14 protein-coding genes are annotated in these 15,115 nt (G+C 66.1%); 8 read left to right on the top strand and 6 right to left on the bottom strand.

The genetic code is table 11. The features are described from left to right. Nucleotides 1-255 precede the first annotated feature (255 nt). The 3 genes from secB (at nt 256) to trpS (ending at nt 3,719) form a co-directional block, all read left to right on the top strand. Complete coding sequence (secB, locus tag L284_RS32785) at nt 256-768, top strand: protein-export chaperone SecB (RefSeq protein WP_021233544.1); 513 nt, start codon at nt 256-258, stop codon at nt 766-768. Between the two features lie 140 nt (nt 769-908). Next, nucleotides 909-2,480: a murein biosynthesis integral membrane protein MurJ gene (gene murJ, locus L284_RS32780; RefSeq protein ID WP_021233543.1), complete on the top strand. Its 1,572-nt coding sequence runs from the start codon at nt 909-911 to the stop codon at nt 2,478-2,480. A gap of 222 nt (nt 2,481-2,702) precedes the next feature. Beyond that, nucleotides 2,703-3,719 (top strand): tryptophan--tRNA ligase, encoded by a 1,017-nt coding sequence (gene trpS, locus L284_RS32775; protein WP_021233541.1) that lies wholly within the window; start codon nt 2,703-2,705, stop codon nt 3,717-3,719. Nucleotides 3,720-3,850: 131 nt separating this feature from the next. On the opposite strand, the gene L284_RS32770 is transcribed toward trpS, so the two are convergent. Next, nucleotides 3,851-4,531: an MOSC domain-containing protein gene (locus L284_RS32770; protein ID WP_021233540.1), complete on the bottom strand. Its 681-nt coding sequence runs from the start codon at nt 4,529-4,531 to the stop codon at nt 3,851-3,853. 203 nt (nt 4,532-4,734) lie between these two features. Between L284_RS32770 and L284_RS32765 the strand changes: the two genes are divergently transcribed. Continuing rightward, entirely contained in the window at nt 4,735-5,418 is a 684-nt protein-coding gene (locus L284_RS32765) for a DUF4136 domain-containing protein (RefSeq protein WP_021233539.1), read from the top strand. Between the two features lie 157 nt (nt 5,419-5,575). Next, nucleotides 5,576-5,743 (top strand): hypothetical protein, encoded by a 168-nt coding sequence (locus L284_RS32760; protein WP_235054331.1) that lies wholly within the window; start codon nt 5,576-5,578, stop codon nt 5,741-5,743. A gap of 199 nt (nt 5,744-5,942) precedes the next feature. On the opposite strand, the gene dut is transcribed toward L284_RS32760, so the two are convergent. The 5 genes from dut to L284_RS32735 all read right to left on the bottom strand — a co-directional run bounded on the left by dut (nt 5,943) and on the right by L284_RS32735 (nt 11,197). Next, nucleotides 5,943-6,413 carry a dUTP diphosphatase gene (gene dut / locus L284_RS32755; RefSeq protein WP_031341843.1) on the bottom strand — a complete coding sequence of 157 codons (471 nt, stop codon included), beginning with the start codon at nt 6,411-6,413 and terminating at the stop codon, nt 5,943-5,945. Beyond that, nucleotides 6,397-7,827 carry a bifunctional phosphopantothenoylcysteine decarboxylase/phosphopantothenate synthase gene (locus L284_RS32750; protein WP_021233536.1) on the bottom strand — a complete coding sequence of 477 codons (1,431 nt, stop codon included), beginning with the start codon at nt 7,825-7,827 and terminating at the stop codon, nt 6,397-6,399. The genes dut and L284_RS32750 overlap by 17 nt, the downstream gene beginning before the upstream one ends. Before the next feature lie 122 nt (nt 7,828-7,949). After that, nucleotides 7,950-9,503 carry a 2-polyprenylphenol 6-hydroxylase gene (gene ubiB / locus L284_RS32745; RefSeq protein WP_021233535.1) on the bottom strand — a complete coding sequence of 518 codons (1,554 nt, stop codon included), beginning with the start codon at nt 9,501-9,503 and terminating at the stop codon, nt 7,950-7,952. 8 nt (nt 9,504-9,511) lie between these two features. Beyond that, nucleotides 9,512-10,243, bottom strand: coding sequence for a class I SAM-dependent methyltransferase (locus L284_RS32740; protein ID WP_021233534.1), 732 nt, complete (start codon nt 10,241-10,243; stop codon nt 9,512-9,514). 51 nt (nt 10,244-10,294) lie between these two features. Then, entirely contained in the window at nt 10,295-11,197 is a 903-nt protein-coding gene (locus L284_RS32735) for a DMT family transporter (protein ID WP_021233533.1), read from the bottom strand. A 256-nt stretch (nt 11,198-11,453) separates the two neighbouring features. On the opposite strand from L284_RS32735, the gene mutM reads away from it, so the two are divergent. From mutM to dnaA, 3 genes are all read left to right on the top strand, one after another. Further along, complete coding sequence (gene mutM, locus L284_RS32730; protein ID WP_021233532.1) at nt 11,454-12,266, top strand: bifunctional DNA-formamidopyrimidine glycosylase/DNA-(apurinic or apyrimidinic site) lyase; 813 nt, start codon at nt 11,454-11,456, stop codon at nt 12,264-12,266. 202 nt (nt 12,267-12,468) lie between these two features. Next, nucleotides 12,469-12,732 (top strand): 30S ribosomal protein S20, encoded by a 264-nt coding sequence (rpsT, locus tag L284_RS32725; RefSeq protein ID WP_021233531.1) that lies wholly within the window; start codon nt 12,469-12,471, stop codon nt 12,730-12,732. Between the two features lie 839 nt (nt 12,733-13,571). Next, the gene (gene dnaA / locus L284_RS32720) at nt 13,572-15,020 is read left to right on the top strand and encodes a chromosomal replication initiator protein DnaA (protein WP_021233530.1); all 1,449 of its coding nucleotides are present in this window, start codon (nt 13,572-13,574) and stop codon (nt 15,018-15,020) included. Nucleotides 15,021-15,115 lie beyond the last annotated feature (95 nt).

Here is a 15,115-nt window from a genome sequence, read left to right as displayed (position 1 = left end):
GTGAGCAACGGTATCTGGGATTTTTCCGCCGTTCCGAGAGCTGCAATCGACCAACGCCCTGCCCCTCGATCCGTTCCATTGCGGCCATTGTCTACGCTCGCGCTCCGCGAATCGATCCGCGCGGCATTTCCCCTGGCTCGCTTGCGAACAATTTAGCGTGCTCGGGTGTTCCACCCGCCTGCAAAATGCTTTAGGCGCGCGGCCAGACTTCAAATCCTTACGCTCTTGCAGAGCGGATTTAACGGGAACGAACACATGGCCGACGAAGGCAACGTCATCTCCGACCTCAACCTCGGCAACGGCGAGGATACCGCGCCGGCCGCCGGCATCATCTCGCAGTACGTGAAGGACCTCTCGGTCGAGAACCCCAACGCGCCGCAGAGCTTCTCGTGGCAGGACGAGCCGCAGATCGAAGTGCAGTTCAATATCGGCGCTCGCCAGATCGACGGTGAAGTCCACGAAGTCGAACTGAAGATCATGTGCGCTTCGAAGGGCCCGCAAGGCACCGCTTTCGCGGTCGAGCTGGCCTATGCCGCTCTGGTCGGCATGCGCAACCTCGAAGAGGGTCAGGCCCACGCGTTCCTCTACGCCGAAGCCCCGCGCATCCTGTTCCCCTTCGCTCGCCGCGTCGTTGCCGATGCCGTGCGCGACGCCGGCTTCGCCCCGTTGATGCTGGAGCCGATCGACTTCAACGGCCTCTACATCCAGCAGATCCAGGCGCAGCAGCAGGCTGACGCGGCCCAGGGCGAGCCTGTCGGCCACGCCTGAGCTTCGGCTTGAACGGCGCATGGCGCACGTTCTGAACAGATCGGCCCGCGCCTCCGACCCGGAGACGTGGGCCGTTGGTCTATCTGGCCCCCTTCGTTCGACATGTTGCGCGTGACGGGGATCATCGGGAACTTCAGGGCATGAACCTCACCAGGGCGCTCGCCAGCGTCGGCGGCCTCACTCTTGCCAGCCGGGTGCTCGGCCTGTTCCGCGACAGCCTGTTCGCGCGCTTCGTGGGCGCGGGCTTCGCCTCGGACGCCTTCCTGATCGCCTTTCGCCTGCCCAACATGTTCCGCGCGCTTTTCGCGGAAGGGGCCTTCGCCTCGGCCTTCATCCCGATGTTCAACCAGAAGGTCGCCGACAAGGACGGCCCCGGACTTCCGGCAGGCATAACGTTCGCGGAGCAGGCCCTGGCCGTACTCCTCCCGATTCTGATCGCCATGACGGTGGTGCTGGAAGTCTTCGCCTGGCCGGTGACTTTCCTGCTTTCCGGCAAGTTCAACGGCGTCAGCCACGAACAGTTCGCTTACGCCGTACAGCTCAGCCGGATCACCATTCCCTATCTCGCGCTCATCAGCCTCGTCTCGTTGCTGGGCGGTATCCTGAATTCGCTGAACAAGTTCTGGGTCAATGCCGCCGCGCCGATCCTGCTCAACCTGACGCTGATCGTCGCCCTGCTCGGCTTCCATTCCAGCGACGCTCTGGTGACCGCGCGCAACCAGGCTATCGGCGTTTCGGTATCGGGCGCGCTCCAGTTGCTCTGGCTCGTATGGGCCTGCCGCGCCAACGGCGTGTCGATGCGTCTCCGAATGCCGGTGTGGAACGCGGACGTGAAGCAGCTGCTGAAGCTCATCCTGCCCGCCGCCGCCGGCGCCGGTGCGGTCCAGATCAATCTCGTGATCTCCACCGCCCTCGCCGCCTCGCTGCTGGCGCATGGCTCGGTGACCTACATCTACATGGCAGACCGCCTGAACCAGCTTCCGCTCGGCCTGATCGGAATCGGGCTCGGCACGGTGCTGCTGCCGACGATCTCGCGCCAGCTCGGCGGCGGAGAGCATGCGGCGGCGATGGACACGCAGAACCGCGGCATGGAACTCGCCCTGCTGCTGACCCTGCCGGCCGCGGCGGCGCTGATCGTCTGCGGACAGCCGATCGCCGCCGCGCTGTTCGGCTACGGCAAGTTCGACGCGAACGACGTCGCCCGCACGGCCGAGGCGCTGGCCGCCTTCTCGATCGGCCTGCCCAGCTACATCCTCGTCAAGGTCCTGACCCCCGGCTTCTACGCCCGGCAGGATACCAGGACGCCGGTGCGCTACGCGATGATCTCGATGGCAGTGAACCTCATCGGCAACCTCGCGCTGATCGTTCCGCTCCAGCACATGGGCCCACCGCTGGCGACCGCTATCGCCTCGACCGTCAACGTCGCCATGCTCTACTGGACCCTCGTAAAGCGTGGCCATTTCCGGGCCGATGCCCGGCTCAAGCGCCGCGCCCCGCGCCTGGCGCTGGCCGCCGTCCTGATGGGCGCGGTCCTGTGGTTCGGGCAGGACCTGCTGACGCCCTACCTACACGGCACCTGGCTGGTGCGCGGGCTCGCCCTGGCCGCGCTCGTCTCGGCCGGCGGCGCCGTCTATGCCGCAGCGACGCTCGTGACCGGGGCCTTCACCCGCGCCGACCTCGCCCTGCTGCGCCGCCGCCGCGCCGCGTCCTGAGGCTTCCATCCATGCGCGTTTGTGCTATGAGCCGGTCCCATGCAGGACCTTTCGCTCCCGAAGTCTGCCTTTCCTCGCCGCACCTGGCGATGGCAGGATGCTGCGCGCGCGCAGCGATGGCGGAACGCCGCGCGCTCGCCGCGCTGACCGCACCTGCATCCGCGTCTTTCCGGGCGCCACCAAGACATTCCTGACAACCCACAACTCGCGAAGGACGCATCCATGCGTATCGTCTCCGGCATCCAGCCTACGGGCAACCTGCATCTCGGCAACTATCTCGGTGCGATCCGCAATTGGGTGAAAATGCAGGACGACGTCGCCGCGCAGGGCGGTGACAGCCTCTATTTCCTCGCCGACCTCCACGCGATCTCGATGCCGCACGATCCCGCGACCCTCTCGGCCAACACCCGCGAGATGGTGGCGGCGTTGGTCGCCTGCGGCGTCGATCCCGACCGGTCGATCCTGTTCAACCAGACCCAGGTTCCCCAGCATGCCGAACTGCAATGGCTGCTCAACGGCACCGCGCGGATGGGCTGGCTGAACCGCATGACGCAGTGGAAGGACAAGGCCGGCAAGAACCGCGAAGGCGCTTCCGTGGCGCTGTTCACCTATCCGGTGCTCCAGGCCGCCGACGTGCTGCTCTACCAGGCCACCCACGTCCCCGTGGGCGAGGACCAGAAGCAGCATCTCGAACTCGCCCGCGACATCGCGCAGAAGTTCAACAACGACTTCGCTTCTGAAGAGGCCCCGATATTCACCCTGCCCGAGCCGATAATCCCGCCCGAAGCCGCCCGCATCATGAGCCTGCGCGACGGTTCGTCGAAGATGAGCAAGTCCGATCCCTCGGACATGGCCCGCATCAACCTCACCGACGATGCCGACACGATCATGCAGAAGGTCAAGAAGGCCAAGACCGATCCCGAGCCGCTGCCTTCCGACAAGGAAGGCCTCGAGGGCCGGGCCGAGGCGCGCAACCTGGTGGGAATCTACGCGGTGATGGCCGGAACCACGGTGGAAGCGGTGCTCTCCGACTTCGGCGGTGAAGGCTTCGGCAAGTTCAAGCCCGCACTGGGCGAACTGCTGGTCGAGAAGCTGGCGCCGATCAACGCCCGCTTCGTAGAACTGCGCGGCGACCGCGATGCGCTTGATGCCATCCTGCGCAAGGGTTCCGAAAAGGCCCGTGCGCTCGCAGTGCCGACGCTGGAGAAGGCTTACCAGGCGCTCGGTCTGGTCCGCTGAAGTCCCCGTCGTCCCGGGCTCGACCCGGGACCGCTGGCCTGGCCGCGTCTTGCTCGCGAGTAGGCGCCTAAAGAACCGCCAGCGGTCCCGGATCAAGTCCGGGGCGACGACCTCTCAAGACTCCTGCCCGCTCATCCCTCGAGGCCCAGCAGCTTCGCCCTGCGCCGGATCCATGCTGCGGCAAGCGGGGTAACCTCGCCCAGGGCTTCCAGCCCTTCGCGGTCCTTCTTGTGCTCGCCCGCGATCAGCAGGCCGAAGACGCGCTGCACGCTCCACGCCGGGTAAGGCCGATCCACCAGCACCATCCCGTCGCCGGCAGCCACCGTTCCCTCCTCCAGTACCCGGTAGTACCAGCCGGAGCGGCGCGACTTCACGACGCGCGCGTTTACCGCCGCGCCGTCGAAGCGATGATCGAGCTTCCAGCACGGCTGCCGCCCCTGGCTGACTTCGACCAATGCCGTGCCCAGCCGCCAGCGATCGCCCACGCAGATCGTGTCCTCTGTCAGGCCATGGGTTGCTATGTTCTCGCCGAATGCACCGTAACCGGACAGCAGGGGATGATCGCCTATCGCCTCGCGCCAGAACGCATAGTGATCATGCGGATAGTGGTGGATCGCCTTGTCCACTCCGCCATGGACGGCAAGGTCCGCCTGCTCGTCGCCATCCAGGCCGAGCCGGTGAATGCCGACAGCCCCCGTCACGGGCGTCTTGCCGATCGCGCTGGGTTCGTCCGGCTGTCGAAATGCCTGGACCTTTCCGCATTGAACCGAAAGAATCGCCACGGAAATCGTGTCCGGGGAACTGGTGCGCATAGGGACGACTTCCTACATGAGAACCCTGATCTGAGGCCGTGACTTACGGCTGAATGGAACAAAGGCAATGGAAACGTTTCGTCGCCGTCCTGCCTCCATTCAACCGCTATTCAGGGCGTTGATATTAGGGCAGAGTCGCAAGAGACCACAGGTCGCGCTTGGGAAGGGCGTTTCGGATCTGGCCGGTCCGTGGAGTGAAACCGATGACAGATAGATCCTTTCGCCATCTCGGGAAGGTCAGGCTCGCCGCCGTAACCGTGCTGCTGATGGCGCTCGCCGCCTGCGCTACGCCCTTCAAGGCGGATGTATCACGCTTTCAGTCGCAGCTTCCGGCGCCGTCGGGCCAGACCGTGGCCGTTGTCTCCGACGATCCCAAGCTCGCCGGCGGCCTCGAATTCGCAACCTATGCCCGCCTGGTGAGCGATCGCCTGCAGAAGGTGGGCTATACTCCGGTCGACGATCCGTCGAAGGCCACGCTCATCGCGCGGTTCGACTACGGCGTCGACAATGGCCGCGAGCGTATCCGCTCCACCCCCGGCATGACCGGTAACTGGGGTCCGTGGTACGGAGGTGGCTGGGGCGGACGCGGCTTCTACGGTCGCGGTTGGGGTAGCCCCTGGGGTTGGGGCGGTCCGTGGCGTTATGGCTGGTACGATCCCTTCTTCGACGGCGGCGTGGATTCCTACACCGTCTTCACCAGCGGCATCACTCTGAAGATCGACCGCGCAGCAGACAACCAGCGACTCTTCGAAGGCAAGGCGGAGGCTGTTTCAACCTCGAACCGCCTTCAATATCTGGTTCCGAACCTGATCGAATCCATGTTCACGAATTTCCCGGGGAACTCCGGGGAGACCGTGCGCATTACCGTCGCACCGGAAAAGAAATAAGCCGACAGGCTCCCCTGCGAAGAGGGAGACACCGAGGGACGGGTCCGCTGCAATACGCGGGCCCGTCCTTTGTTTTTGCCGTCCCGGCCCGTATGGCGGCTGCTGCGGTTGACCGCCGCTTACCGCAGGGGAATGCTTGCCGCCGATGAACACTTTCATGGCCATCATGTCGCAGCTCTTCTGGGGCGTGACCATAGGCGCGCTTTCCGCGGCCTTCTCTGCGCTGGCCAAAGGGCTCGCCGCAGTCGTCGGCATCGGCGGGGTGGGCTGGTATTCGCTCAAGCGGCGGCGCGACAGGCGCGCGCGAATCGAGCGCAAGGATTGAAGAAGTAGAAAGCAGGGGAGCATAGCCCCCCTGCTCCCCATTACTGTCTAGATCACGCGGACCGTCTCCGTCGTGCGCCCCACACGGCGTCGGGAGACTGAATGGCTGCGCCGCGAGGAGCGCGCGACGGATAGGTCGGGCGCGACGACGACATTCCGAGGGTCTGGGGGATCATCCCCCAGGACTTCCCTCTTTCCGCTTAACTCCCCAAAGCAACAACCCCACCGGTAGACCCGAAACCGCCCTCGCCCCGCTCGGTCGATTCCAGTTCCTGGACGGGGAGCCAGGCCGCCCGCGTCACCGGCGCCAGCACGAGCTGCGCCACGCGATCGCCGCGCAGGATTTCGAACGGCTGCGCGCCGTGGTTGATGAGGATGACCTTGAGTTCACCGCGATAGTCGGAGTCGATCGTGCCCGGCGCATTGGGCACCGATATCCCGTGCTTGAGCGCGAGACCGGAGCGCGGGCGGACCTGGATCTCGAAGCCGGGCGGGATCGCCATGGCGAGCCCCGTCGCGACCGCGTGGCGCGCACCGGGCGCCAGCGTCACGTCCTCGGCCGAGACCACGTCCATCCCCGCCGCCCCGTCGGTGGCGTAGGCGGGAAGGTCCAGCCCTTGGCCGTGAGGCAGGATCTTCACAGGGACGGGGACATCAACGGGGGAGTGCATCTGCGAACCTTTCGACGAGGGCGCGCGCGACGTCCTCCTTGGGCATTTCCGGAAGACTGATCACATCGTCCGCGCGCACGATGTGGACCGCATTGACGTCCCCGCCCATCACATCGCCCGATACGTCGTTGGCGATGATCCAGTCGGCGCCCTTGCGTTTGCGCTTTTCGGTGGCGTAGCGAATGACATCCTGCGTCTCGGCGGCAAAGCCGATCACCAGCGGCGGGCGGCTCGGCCCGGTCGCCACGCTCGCGAGGATGTCGGGATTTTCAATGAGCTGCAGCGCCGGTAGGGCCGAGCCGCGCTTCTTGAGCTTCTGGTCAGCGGCCTGCGCAACGCGCCAGTCGGCGACGGCGGCAACCATCACGGCGATGTCGGCGGGAAGCGCCCCGCGCACCGCCTCAGCCATCTGCAAGGCGCTTTCCACATCCACGCGGTCGACGCCGGGCGGGGTCGGCAGATGGACCGGCCCGGCGACGAGCGTGACCCGCGCACCGGCCTCGGCAGCGGCGGCGGCGATGGCGAACCCCTGCTTTCCGGAGGAGCGGTTGGCGATGTAGCGCACCGGATCGATCGGCTCCCAGGTGGGGCCGGCGGTGATCAGGACGTGGCGGCCGGATAGCGGCCCCGTCTGGGCCTCGCGCAGAGGGTGGAGCGAATCGGAATCCGTTGCAGGGGCTGCCCGCGCTTCACCCTTGCGGGCGGCGAGCGCGGCTTCGTCGGCCGTGAAGCCGAGGTCTTCATGGCTGATGGAGGCACCACCGCCGGTAGGAGTGCTCCGGCGCGAAACCATGCCCGCAGTCAATCCTCCCAGGCTGAGGCCCTCAGGATCATCCGGCTCGCCTCCCGGCAGCGGCGCCACTTCGACCGGATCCAGCCCGAGCGCCCAGGCGATGCGCTGCCAGATCGCCACCGGATCGGGCAGGCGGCCTGGGCCGTACTCGCCGCAGGCCATCGTGCCTTCGTCCGGCTCCATCACGTCCACGCCCGCGTCGCGCAGCGTCTGGACGTTGCGGGTGGTGGCGGCGTGCTGCCACATGCGCACGTTCATCGCCGGGACCGCCATGACCGGCTTGTCGGTGGCGAGCAGCATCGTCGTCGCCAGATCGTCGGCGATGCCCGCTGCCATCTTGGCGAGAAGGTCCGCCGTCGCCGGGCAGACCACCACCAGATCGGCCTCGCGGCTGAGCTGGATATGGCCCATCTCGGCCTCGTTCTTGAGATCCCAGAGCGTCGTGTAGACCGGCTTTTCGGAGAGCGCCGCCAGCGCCATGGGCGTGACGAAATGCGATCCGCCCTCGGTCAGGACGCAAGTGACTTCCCCGCCTTCCTTGCGGATCTGCCGAACGAGTTCGCAGGACTTGTAGGCCGCGATACCGCCGCCCACGACCAGGAGAATGCGTGGTCCACTCATGGCTGGGCTTGTGCAGCAGCGGGAGGGCGCACGCAATCGGTTTGCGGCACCCGCCCTGCTGGAATTGCAGTAGACCGACAAGATACCGTCGTCCCGGACCTGAACCGGGAAGACGGGTTTCCTTACGCCAGCATCGTCCAGTACGTCAGCCCGAACGCCACGGCGCCGCCGACCAGCGCCGACAGGCCATAGCCCAGCCACTGCGTGGGTTCCGGACGGCGCGGGAAGATCAGCTCCACTTCGGGAAGCGGCGCCTGTTCGGGCGCGCCGCCCTTGGGCGGGAACTTCTCCTCGATCCGCCGCACCAGCGCGGGCAGGCGCAGCAGCGTGCCGAGATCTTCGCGCAGGCGATCGGCGATCACCGCCTCCGGGCCGAGTTCGTCGCGCAGCCAGCTCTTCACGAAAGGCGCGGAGACATCCCACATGTTGATGTCGGGATCGAGGGCAGTCGCGAGGCCCTCGACCATGACCATCGTCTTCTGGAGCAGCAGCAGGTGCGGCTGCACGGCCATGTCGAAATCGCGGGTGATCGCGAAGAGCCCGTCAAGCATCTGGCCCACCGAAAGCTCGGACACCGGCTTGCCCCGCATCGGCTCGCCCACGGCGCGCAGCGCGGTCGCGAACTCTTCCACCGTGTGGTAGCTCGGCACGTACTGGGCTTCGAAATGGATCTCGGCCACGCGGCGATAGTTGCCGGTGGTGAGGCCGTAGAGGATCTCTGCCAGCCAGAGCCGCGCCTGCCGGTTGATGCGGCCCATGATGCCGAAGTCGATGGCGACGATGGTGCCGTCGTCCTCGACGAACAGGTTGCCCTGGTGCATGTCGGCATGGAAGAAGCCGCTGGAGATCGCCTGGGTCAGGAACGTGATCACCAGGCGATGAGCCAGCTTGGGCAGATCGTGCCCGGCAGCGCGCAGGCCCGCCAGATCGCTCATCTTGGTGGCGCCGATCCACTCGATCGTCAGCACCTGGCCGTTGGTGCGGTCCCAGTCGATATGCGGCACGCGGTAGCCGTGGATGCCCTTCATCGCATCGGACAGTTCGGAAGCGGATGCCGCCTCGCGCCGAAGGTCCAGTTCGCGCAGGGTCCAACGCTTGAGATTGGCGACCACGGCGCGCGGGCGCAGGCGCGCAGCCTCTCCGCCCAGCGCCTCAAGATGGGCGGCGGCCCATTCGTAAGTCTCGACGTCGCGCGCGAACTGCTCGCGAATGCCGGGGCGCAGTACCTTCACCGCAACCGTGCGGCCGTCCGGCGTAACCGCCCTGTGGACTTGCGCGATGGAGGCGGCACCCACCGGGTTCTCGTCGATCGAGGCGAAGACCTGTTCGAGCGGGCGGCCGAAGCTGCCCTCGATCACCTTGCGGATTTGCGAGAAGGCCACCGGCGGCAGGCTGTCCTGCAAGGTCAGCAGATTGCGCGCGGGGATTTCGCCGACGAGGTCGGGCCGGGTGGCCAGGGCCTGGCCGAGCTTGATCGCGGCCGGACCGATTTCCTGAAAGGCGCCGGCATAGTCGGGCTCGACCGGCTGACGCGTGCCCAGGCGGGCGATCCGGGAGAGGCGCTTGACCTGCACCGGCGCGTTGCGATCGTTCTCGATCCCGCGCAGCGCCCCATGGCGCGCAAGAACGCGCCCCCATTTGAGGAGGCGCAGGATATGCGTGGTGGAACCCGTCACCTGCCCGGTTACACTTTCCAGCCCGAGTGGATCGCGACGAGGCCGCCCATGATCGGCTCGACCTTGGTATGCTTGAAACCGGCCGCGCGGATCATCTTCTCGAACTCCGGCATCGGCGGGAAGCGGCGGATCGATTCGATCAGGTAGCGGTACGATTCGGCGTCACCGGCGATGGCCTGGCCGATCTTCGGCACCAGATGGTGCGAATAGGCGTCGTAGACTTCCTTGAAGCCCGGCCATTCGGTAGTCGAGAATTCCAGGCAGAAGAACCGTCCGCCGAACTTGAGCACACGGTGCGCCTCGGCCAGGGCCTTGTCGATATGCGTGACGTTGCGGATGCCGAAAGCGATCGTATAGGCATCGAAGAACCGATCCCCGAACGAGAGCACCTCGGCGTTCTGGCGCGACCAGACGAGGCCATCGATGCCCCGCTCCATCGCGCGCTCGATGCCGACGTCCAGCATGTCCTGGTTGATGTCCGACACGGTGATCGAGGCGCCCTGCGCCGCCATGCGGAAGGCGATGTCGCCCGTGCCGCCCGCCATGTCGAGGATCTGCTCGCCCTCGCGCGGCTTCACGCGGCGCACGAACTTGTCCTTCCAGAGCCGGTGCATGCCGGCGGACATGGCATCGTTCATCACGTCGTACTTGCGTGCAACGCTGGAGAAGACGGCGCCGACGCGCCCTTCCTTCTCGTCGGGGCTGACCTCTTCGTAGCCGAAGGAAACCGTTTCGCTCATGGCGCAGTCCTCTAGCCTCCCGGCCGCCCCCGCGCCAGCCTGTCCATCCGGTTATTTTGCTCTCCTCATGGCGAGAGCGGAAAGCGCGATGCCCCCCAGGATCAGCGCCATGCCGCCAAGATGGTAGCCGTGCAGCCGTTCGCCCAGCAGCAGCGCCGAGAGCATCGCGCCGAACAGGGGCATCAGCGTGATCGCCTGCCCGGCCCGCGCCGGGCCAAGCTGGCCCGTCGCCCGGTTGTAGATGAAGTAAGCGATCACCGAAGGGAACACGCCGACATAGGCGAAAGCGGCGACGACCTGCGGGCTCCAGGCCACGAGTTCGCCGCGCGCTCGCTCCATCGCTGCAAGCGGCGCCATCGCGAGCGCGCCGATGGTGAACGTTAGGACGAGCAGGCTCGTCGCCGAGATCGGCGGGCGCTTCCGCAGAAACACCGTGTAGAGCGACCAGGCCGCGACCGCGCAGAAGATGAGCAGGTCTCCGGCGCCGAACTCAAGATGCAGCAATGCTGCAGGATCACCGCGGAACACGATGGCGATCACGCCCAGGGTGGAAACCGCCACGCCCAGGATATGCAGGCGCCCCGGTCGCCCGCCGAAGACGGCGAAATCCAGCGCCATGACCGCAGCCGGGATCGCCGCCTGCAACAGCAAGGCATTGGCGGCCGTCGTATAGTGCAGGCCCTTGTAGAGAAAGCCGTTGAAGCAGACGATTCCCAGGAAGCCGAGCACCAGCACCCAGCGCCATCCGGCCCTTGCCGCGGCGCATTCCTTCCAGAGCTGCCGCCAGGCGAACGGCAGCAGGACGAGCACCGCCAGCAGCCAGCGCCCCAGCGCCAGCGTGAAAGGCGGGATGTCGCCGCGAACCGCACGGCCGACGATCGAATTTCCGGCCCAGAACAGCATGACCAGCCCGAGCATCAGGAATGCGCGAGTTTGAGAGCGGTTGTTTTCCATTCGGTGGGCTTGGTTCGAGAGAGGTAGAAAGGAAAGGAGAAATGCGGGGGGATCATCCCCCTGCACCCGGATACTGTCGAGGTCGTGCCCCACCGGATCCCTTGGCGTACCCCTTGCGTGGAGACCAGATGGCTGCGCCGCAAGGAGCGCATAACCGATAGGTGGTGCGCAGCGCCGACATTCCGAGGGTCCGGGGGATCATCCCCCGGGTCTTCCCCTTTCTCTTCTTCTCGCCACCCCCTATCTCCCCATCACGATGCCAGAGCTCCCCGAAGTAGAAACCACCGTCCGCGGCCTCGCCCGCTACCTGGAAGGCGAGCGGATCGCCCGCGTCACGCTGAACCGGCCGGACTTGCGCCGTCCGTTTCCGCCCGATCTCGTCCAGGTTCTCACCGGCGCGCAGGTCACGGCTCTGGGGCGCCGGGCCAAGTACGGTCTCATCCATACCGACCGCGAGCAGACCATGGTGTTCCACCTCGGCATGTCCGGCCGCTGGCGGATCGAGCCGGAAAAGCCCGAAAGGCACGACCACCTCGTGATCGAGACCGGCTCGGGTCATGTGCTGGCGCTCAACGATGCGCGGCGGTTCGGCTCGGTCGATCTCGTGCCCACGCAGGCGCTCGATTCGTGGGGCCCCTTCGCCGCTCTCGGACCCGAGCCTCTGGGCCAAGGGCTCGCCCCGGCGCATCTCAAGGCGGCTTTCAAGGGCCGTATCGCGCCGATCAAGCAGATGCTGCTCGACCAGTCGGTGGTGGCCGGGCTGGGCAACATCTACGTCTGCGAAGCGCTGTTCCGTTCGGGCATCCGGCCGGACAAGGAAGCCGGGGCGGTGAGCCTGCCGGCCTTGCGCAGGCTGGTCCCGGCGATCCGCGACGTCCTGTCCGAATCCATTGCGGCGGGCGGCTCGACCATCCGCGATTATGCCCAGCCCAATGGGGAACTGGGATATTTCGCTACTGCCTGGCAGGTCTATGGACGAGAGGGGCAGGACTGTAGCTGCGGCGCGCCGGTCCAGCGATTCGTGCAAGGCGGGCGAAGCACGTTCTGGTGCTCCCGCTGCCAAAGGTAGCGGTAGCCGGCGCGGCGCTTGAGCGTGGCCGCTCCGCGGCCGAAAACCCAGAAACAGGCGGTTTCAGGGGCCTCTGCCGGGTTGACGGAGAGGCGCTTCACCGTTAAGGGGCGCGCTTTCCGGCGAGTCCGCTCGCCTAGAGATTCGATCAGGCAATTGGGCCGCCATCACCGCTGTGGGGGGGCCAGACAGAGGAAATTCGATGGCCAATACGCCGCAAGCCCGCAAGCGCATCCGCCGTAACGAGCGCCGCGCGGAGATCAATACGAACCGCATCAGTCGCATCCGCACCTTCCTGAAGAAGGTCGAGACCGCGATTGCCGGCGGCGACAAGACCGCTGCTTCGGCCGCTCTCAAGGAAGCTCAGCCCGAACTGGCGCGCGGCGTGGCGCGCGGCGTGCTTCACAAGAACACGGCTTCGCGCAAGATGTCGCGCCTGACCAAGCGCGTCGCTTCGCTCGGCTGATATCGCGGCAGGCGCGCCTTCGGGCGCGTCCGATCGTGTGCTCGCGGCCCGCGCCGCCATCTGAACGATCGTCCTTTGCGGCGATCGTTCAGATGGCGGCGCGGGCCGCAGCCGTTTGCACGGTGACGGTTTGCACGGTGACGATCGCTGCTGCAGGCGGCCGCTTGGACCGGTACCGAATCGATCCGTGACAGCTGGGCGGAGAATCGGGTCCGCCGCAGAGAATCGGCGAGCGATTCGCATCCGACGATCCCGTGAGGCAGGGCCTGCGAGTACGGAACAGGAACGTTATATCGACGTTCACCAAGAGCCCTGGAGGCGGCAAAGCGACCGCTCGGACATCTCCGGAGCGAAACCTAGGGAAACCGCGCGATTCGCATTCGGCGGTTTTGCAGGTCATCTGTAAATATCTGTTATTGTTCGAGAATTCTCGATGATGACGGAAATTGGGCACTCACGACGAGTCAACAGCCATAATTTTTTTTATTTGGGGACTGCCTGCTTGCACCGCGAGCGAACCCGTTCCTAAAAGAAGTCCACAGGCCGTGCGGAACTGGCCCGGGGAACATCGACAACGACGAAAATCCTGCTGCAAGCGTGCTTGCAGTCGAGGGAGATTTTGTCCGAATTTTCCGGCTCCATTTGGGGTTGACCGGGTCTCACCTCTAGTGAGCACCGGTTCCACGCACGGCATTCAACTTTCGCGGCCCGCTGGGCCACATTCGGGGTAGCTGCCAACAAGGGGAGTTGGTCCAGTGTCAGGTTCAACAGCGGGCGGGTCTCCGGCAAGTCAGGGCGCAAACGGCGTGATTAAGAAATCGAAGGCGGTACGAGTGGCGATGGAAGAGGATCAGGAAGCCGTGAATCTGGCGGCAGACTGGGCTGACATCAGTCAGGGCCTGCGCAAGGACCTGGGCCATCAGGCGCACAGCCAGTGGATCAAGCCGATCCAGCCGGGCAACTACTGCAAGGAAACGGGTACGCTCGACCTTTACCTGCCCACCGAATTCTCGGCAAACTGGGTTGCGGATCGCTTTGCCGACCGTCTCTCGCTTGCCTGGAAGATCGCGCGGCCCGACGTGCGCCATGTCCGCGTCCTGGTGCATCCCGGCCGCCGCCAGCTTCCCGAGCTGCGCCTCGGCGGCGGCGGTCGTCCCGCCAGCGCGCCGGCCAACGATTCCGCCCAGGGCTGGTCGAAGGACGGCACTGCCGATCCGATCGCCGCCGTCCTCCAGGGCGAGGCTTTCGCCGCGCTCGGCCAGGGCCCGGTCGGCATCGACGCCTCGCAGACCTTCACCTCGTTCGTGACCGGCCAGAGCAACGTGCTTGCCTGCAATGCCGCCCAGCGCATGGCCGCCACCGAGACGCCGCAGTTCTCGCCGCTCTACCTCAAGGGCGCGACGGGCCAGGGCAAGACCCACCTGCTGCACGCGATCGGTCACGCTTATCTCGCGAACCACCCGCATGCCCGGATCTTCTACTGCTCGGCCGAGCGCTTCATGGTCGAGTTCGTCCAGGCGCTGCGCCAGAACCAGATGATCGAGTTCAAGGCCCGCCTGCGCGGCTTCGACCTGCTGCTGGTGGACGATATCCAGTTCATTATCGGCAAGGCTTCGGCGCAGGAAGAGCTGCTCTACACGATCGATGCCTTGCTCCAGGAGGGCAAGCGCCTGGTCTTCGCCGCCGACCGCGCGCCCCAGGCGCTCGACGGTGTCGAGCCGCGCCTGCTCTCGCGCCTGTCGATGGGCCTCGTCGCCGATATCCAGCCGGCCGACATCGAACTGCGCCGCTCGATTCTCGAGAACCGCCTCGGCCGCTTCGCCTCGGTGGACGTGCCGGCGGACGTGATCGAATTCCTCGCCCGCACCATCAACCGCAACGTGCGCGAACTGGTCGGCGGCCTCAACAAGCTGATCGCCTATGCCCAGCTGACCGGCCAGGCCGTCTCGCTCCAGCTGGCCGAGGAACAGCTTACCGACATCCTCTCGGCCAACCGCCGCCGCATCACCATCGACGAGATCCAGCGGACGGTCTGCCAGTTCTACCGCATCGACCGCACGGAAATGAGCTCGAAGCGCCGCGCCCGCGCCGTCGTGCGCCCGCGCCAGGTCGCCATGTACCTTGCCAAGGTGCTGACGCCGCGCTCCTATCCCGAGATCGGCCGCAAGTTCGGCGGCCGCGATCACTCGACGGTGATCCACGCCGTCCGCCTGATCGAGGAACTGCGCACCCGCGATGCCGACATGGACGGCGACGTCCGCTCGCTGCTGCGCCAGCTCGAATCCTGAGCCCTGCAAGGTGGTCATTCCGGCCGGTTCTCGGGATGACCACCGCACTTCGCGGCATCGGCGCGCACAACCTCGCCTTCTTGCGGCAAGTGTAA

The sequence above is a fragment of the Novosphingobium lindaniclasticum LE124 genome (assembly GCF_000445125.1).
Lineage (GTDB): Bacteria > Pseudomonadota > Alphaproteobacteria > Sphingomonadales > Sphingomonadaceae > Novosphingobium > Novosphingobium lindaniclasticum.
The sequence above is the reverse complement of the archived record's forward strand: the minus strand, read 5'-3'. Positions and strand labels throughout refer to the sequence as shown.

What these genes read in the sequence shown, in the direction of transcription:
- secB (WP_021233544.1), top strand. Translation starts at nt 256, where the DNA reads ATGGCCGACGAAGGCAACGTCATCTCCGACCTCAACCTCGGCAACGGC.
- murJ (WP_021233543.1), top strand. Translation starts at nt 909, where the DNA reads ATGAACCTCACCAGGGCGCTCGCCAGCGTCGGCGGCCTCACTCTTGCC.
- trpS (WP_021233541.1), top strand. Translation starts at nt 2,703, where the DNA reads ATGCGTATCGTCTCCGGCATCCAGCCTACGGGCAACCTGCATCTCGGC.
- L284_RS32770 (WP_021233540.1), bottom strand. Translation starts at nt 4,531, where the DNA reads ATGCGCACCAGTTCCCCGGACACGATTTCCGTGGCGATTCTTTCGGTT.
- L284_RS32765 (WP_021233539.1), top strand. Translation starts at nt 4,735, where the DNA reads ATGACAGATAGATCCTTTCGCCATCTCGGGAAGGTCAGGCTCGCCGCC.
- L284_RS32760 (WP_235054331.1), top strand. Translation starts at nt 5,576, where the DNA reads ATGGCCATCATGTCGCAGCTCTTCTGGGGCGTGACCATAGGCGCGCTT.
- dut (WP_031341843.1), bottom strand. Translation starts at nt 6,413, where the DNA reads ATGCACTCCCCCGTTGATGTCCCCGTCCCTGTGAAGATCCTGCCTCAC.
- L284_RS32750 (WP_021233536.1), bottom strand. Translation starts at nt 7,827, where the DNA reads ATGAGTGGACCACGCATTCTCCTGGTCGTGGGCGGCGGTATCGCGGCC.
- L284_RS32740 (WP_021233534.1), bottom strand. Translation starts at nt 10,243, where the DNA reads ATGAGCGAAACGGTTTCCTTCGGCTACGAAGAGGTCAGCCCCGACGAG.
- L284_RS32735 (WP_021233533.1), bottom strand. Translation starts at nt 11,197, where the DNA reads ATGGAAAACAACCGCTCTCAAACTCGCGCATTCCTGATGCTCGGGCTG.
- mutM (WP_021233532.1), top strand. Translation starts at nt 11,454, where the DNA reads ATGCCAGAGCTCCCCGAAGTAGAAACCACCGTCCGCGGCCTCGCCCGC.
- rpsT (WP_021233531.1), top strand. Translation starts at nt 12,469, where the DNA reads ATGGCCAATACGCCGCAAGCCCGCAAGCGCATCCGCCGTAACGAGCGC.
- dnaA (WP_021233530.1), top strand. Translation starts at nt 13,572, where the DNA reads ATGGAAGAGGATCAGGAAGCCGTGAATCTGGCGGCAGACTGGGCTGAC.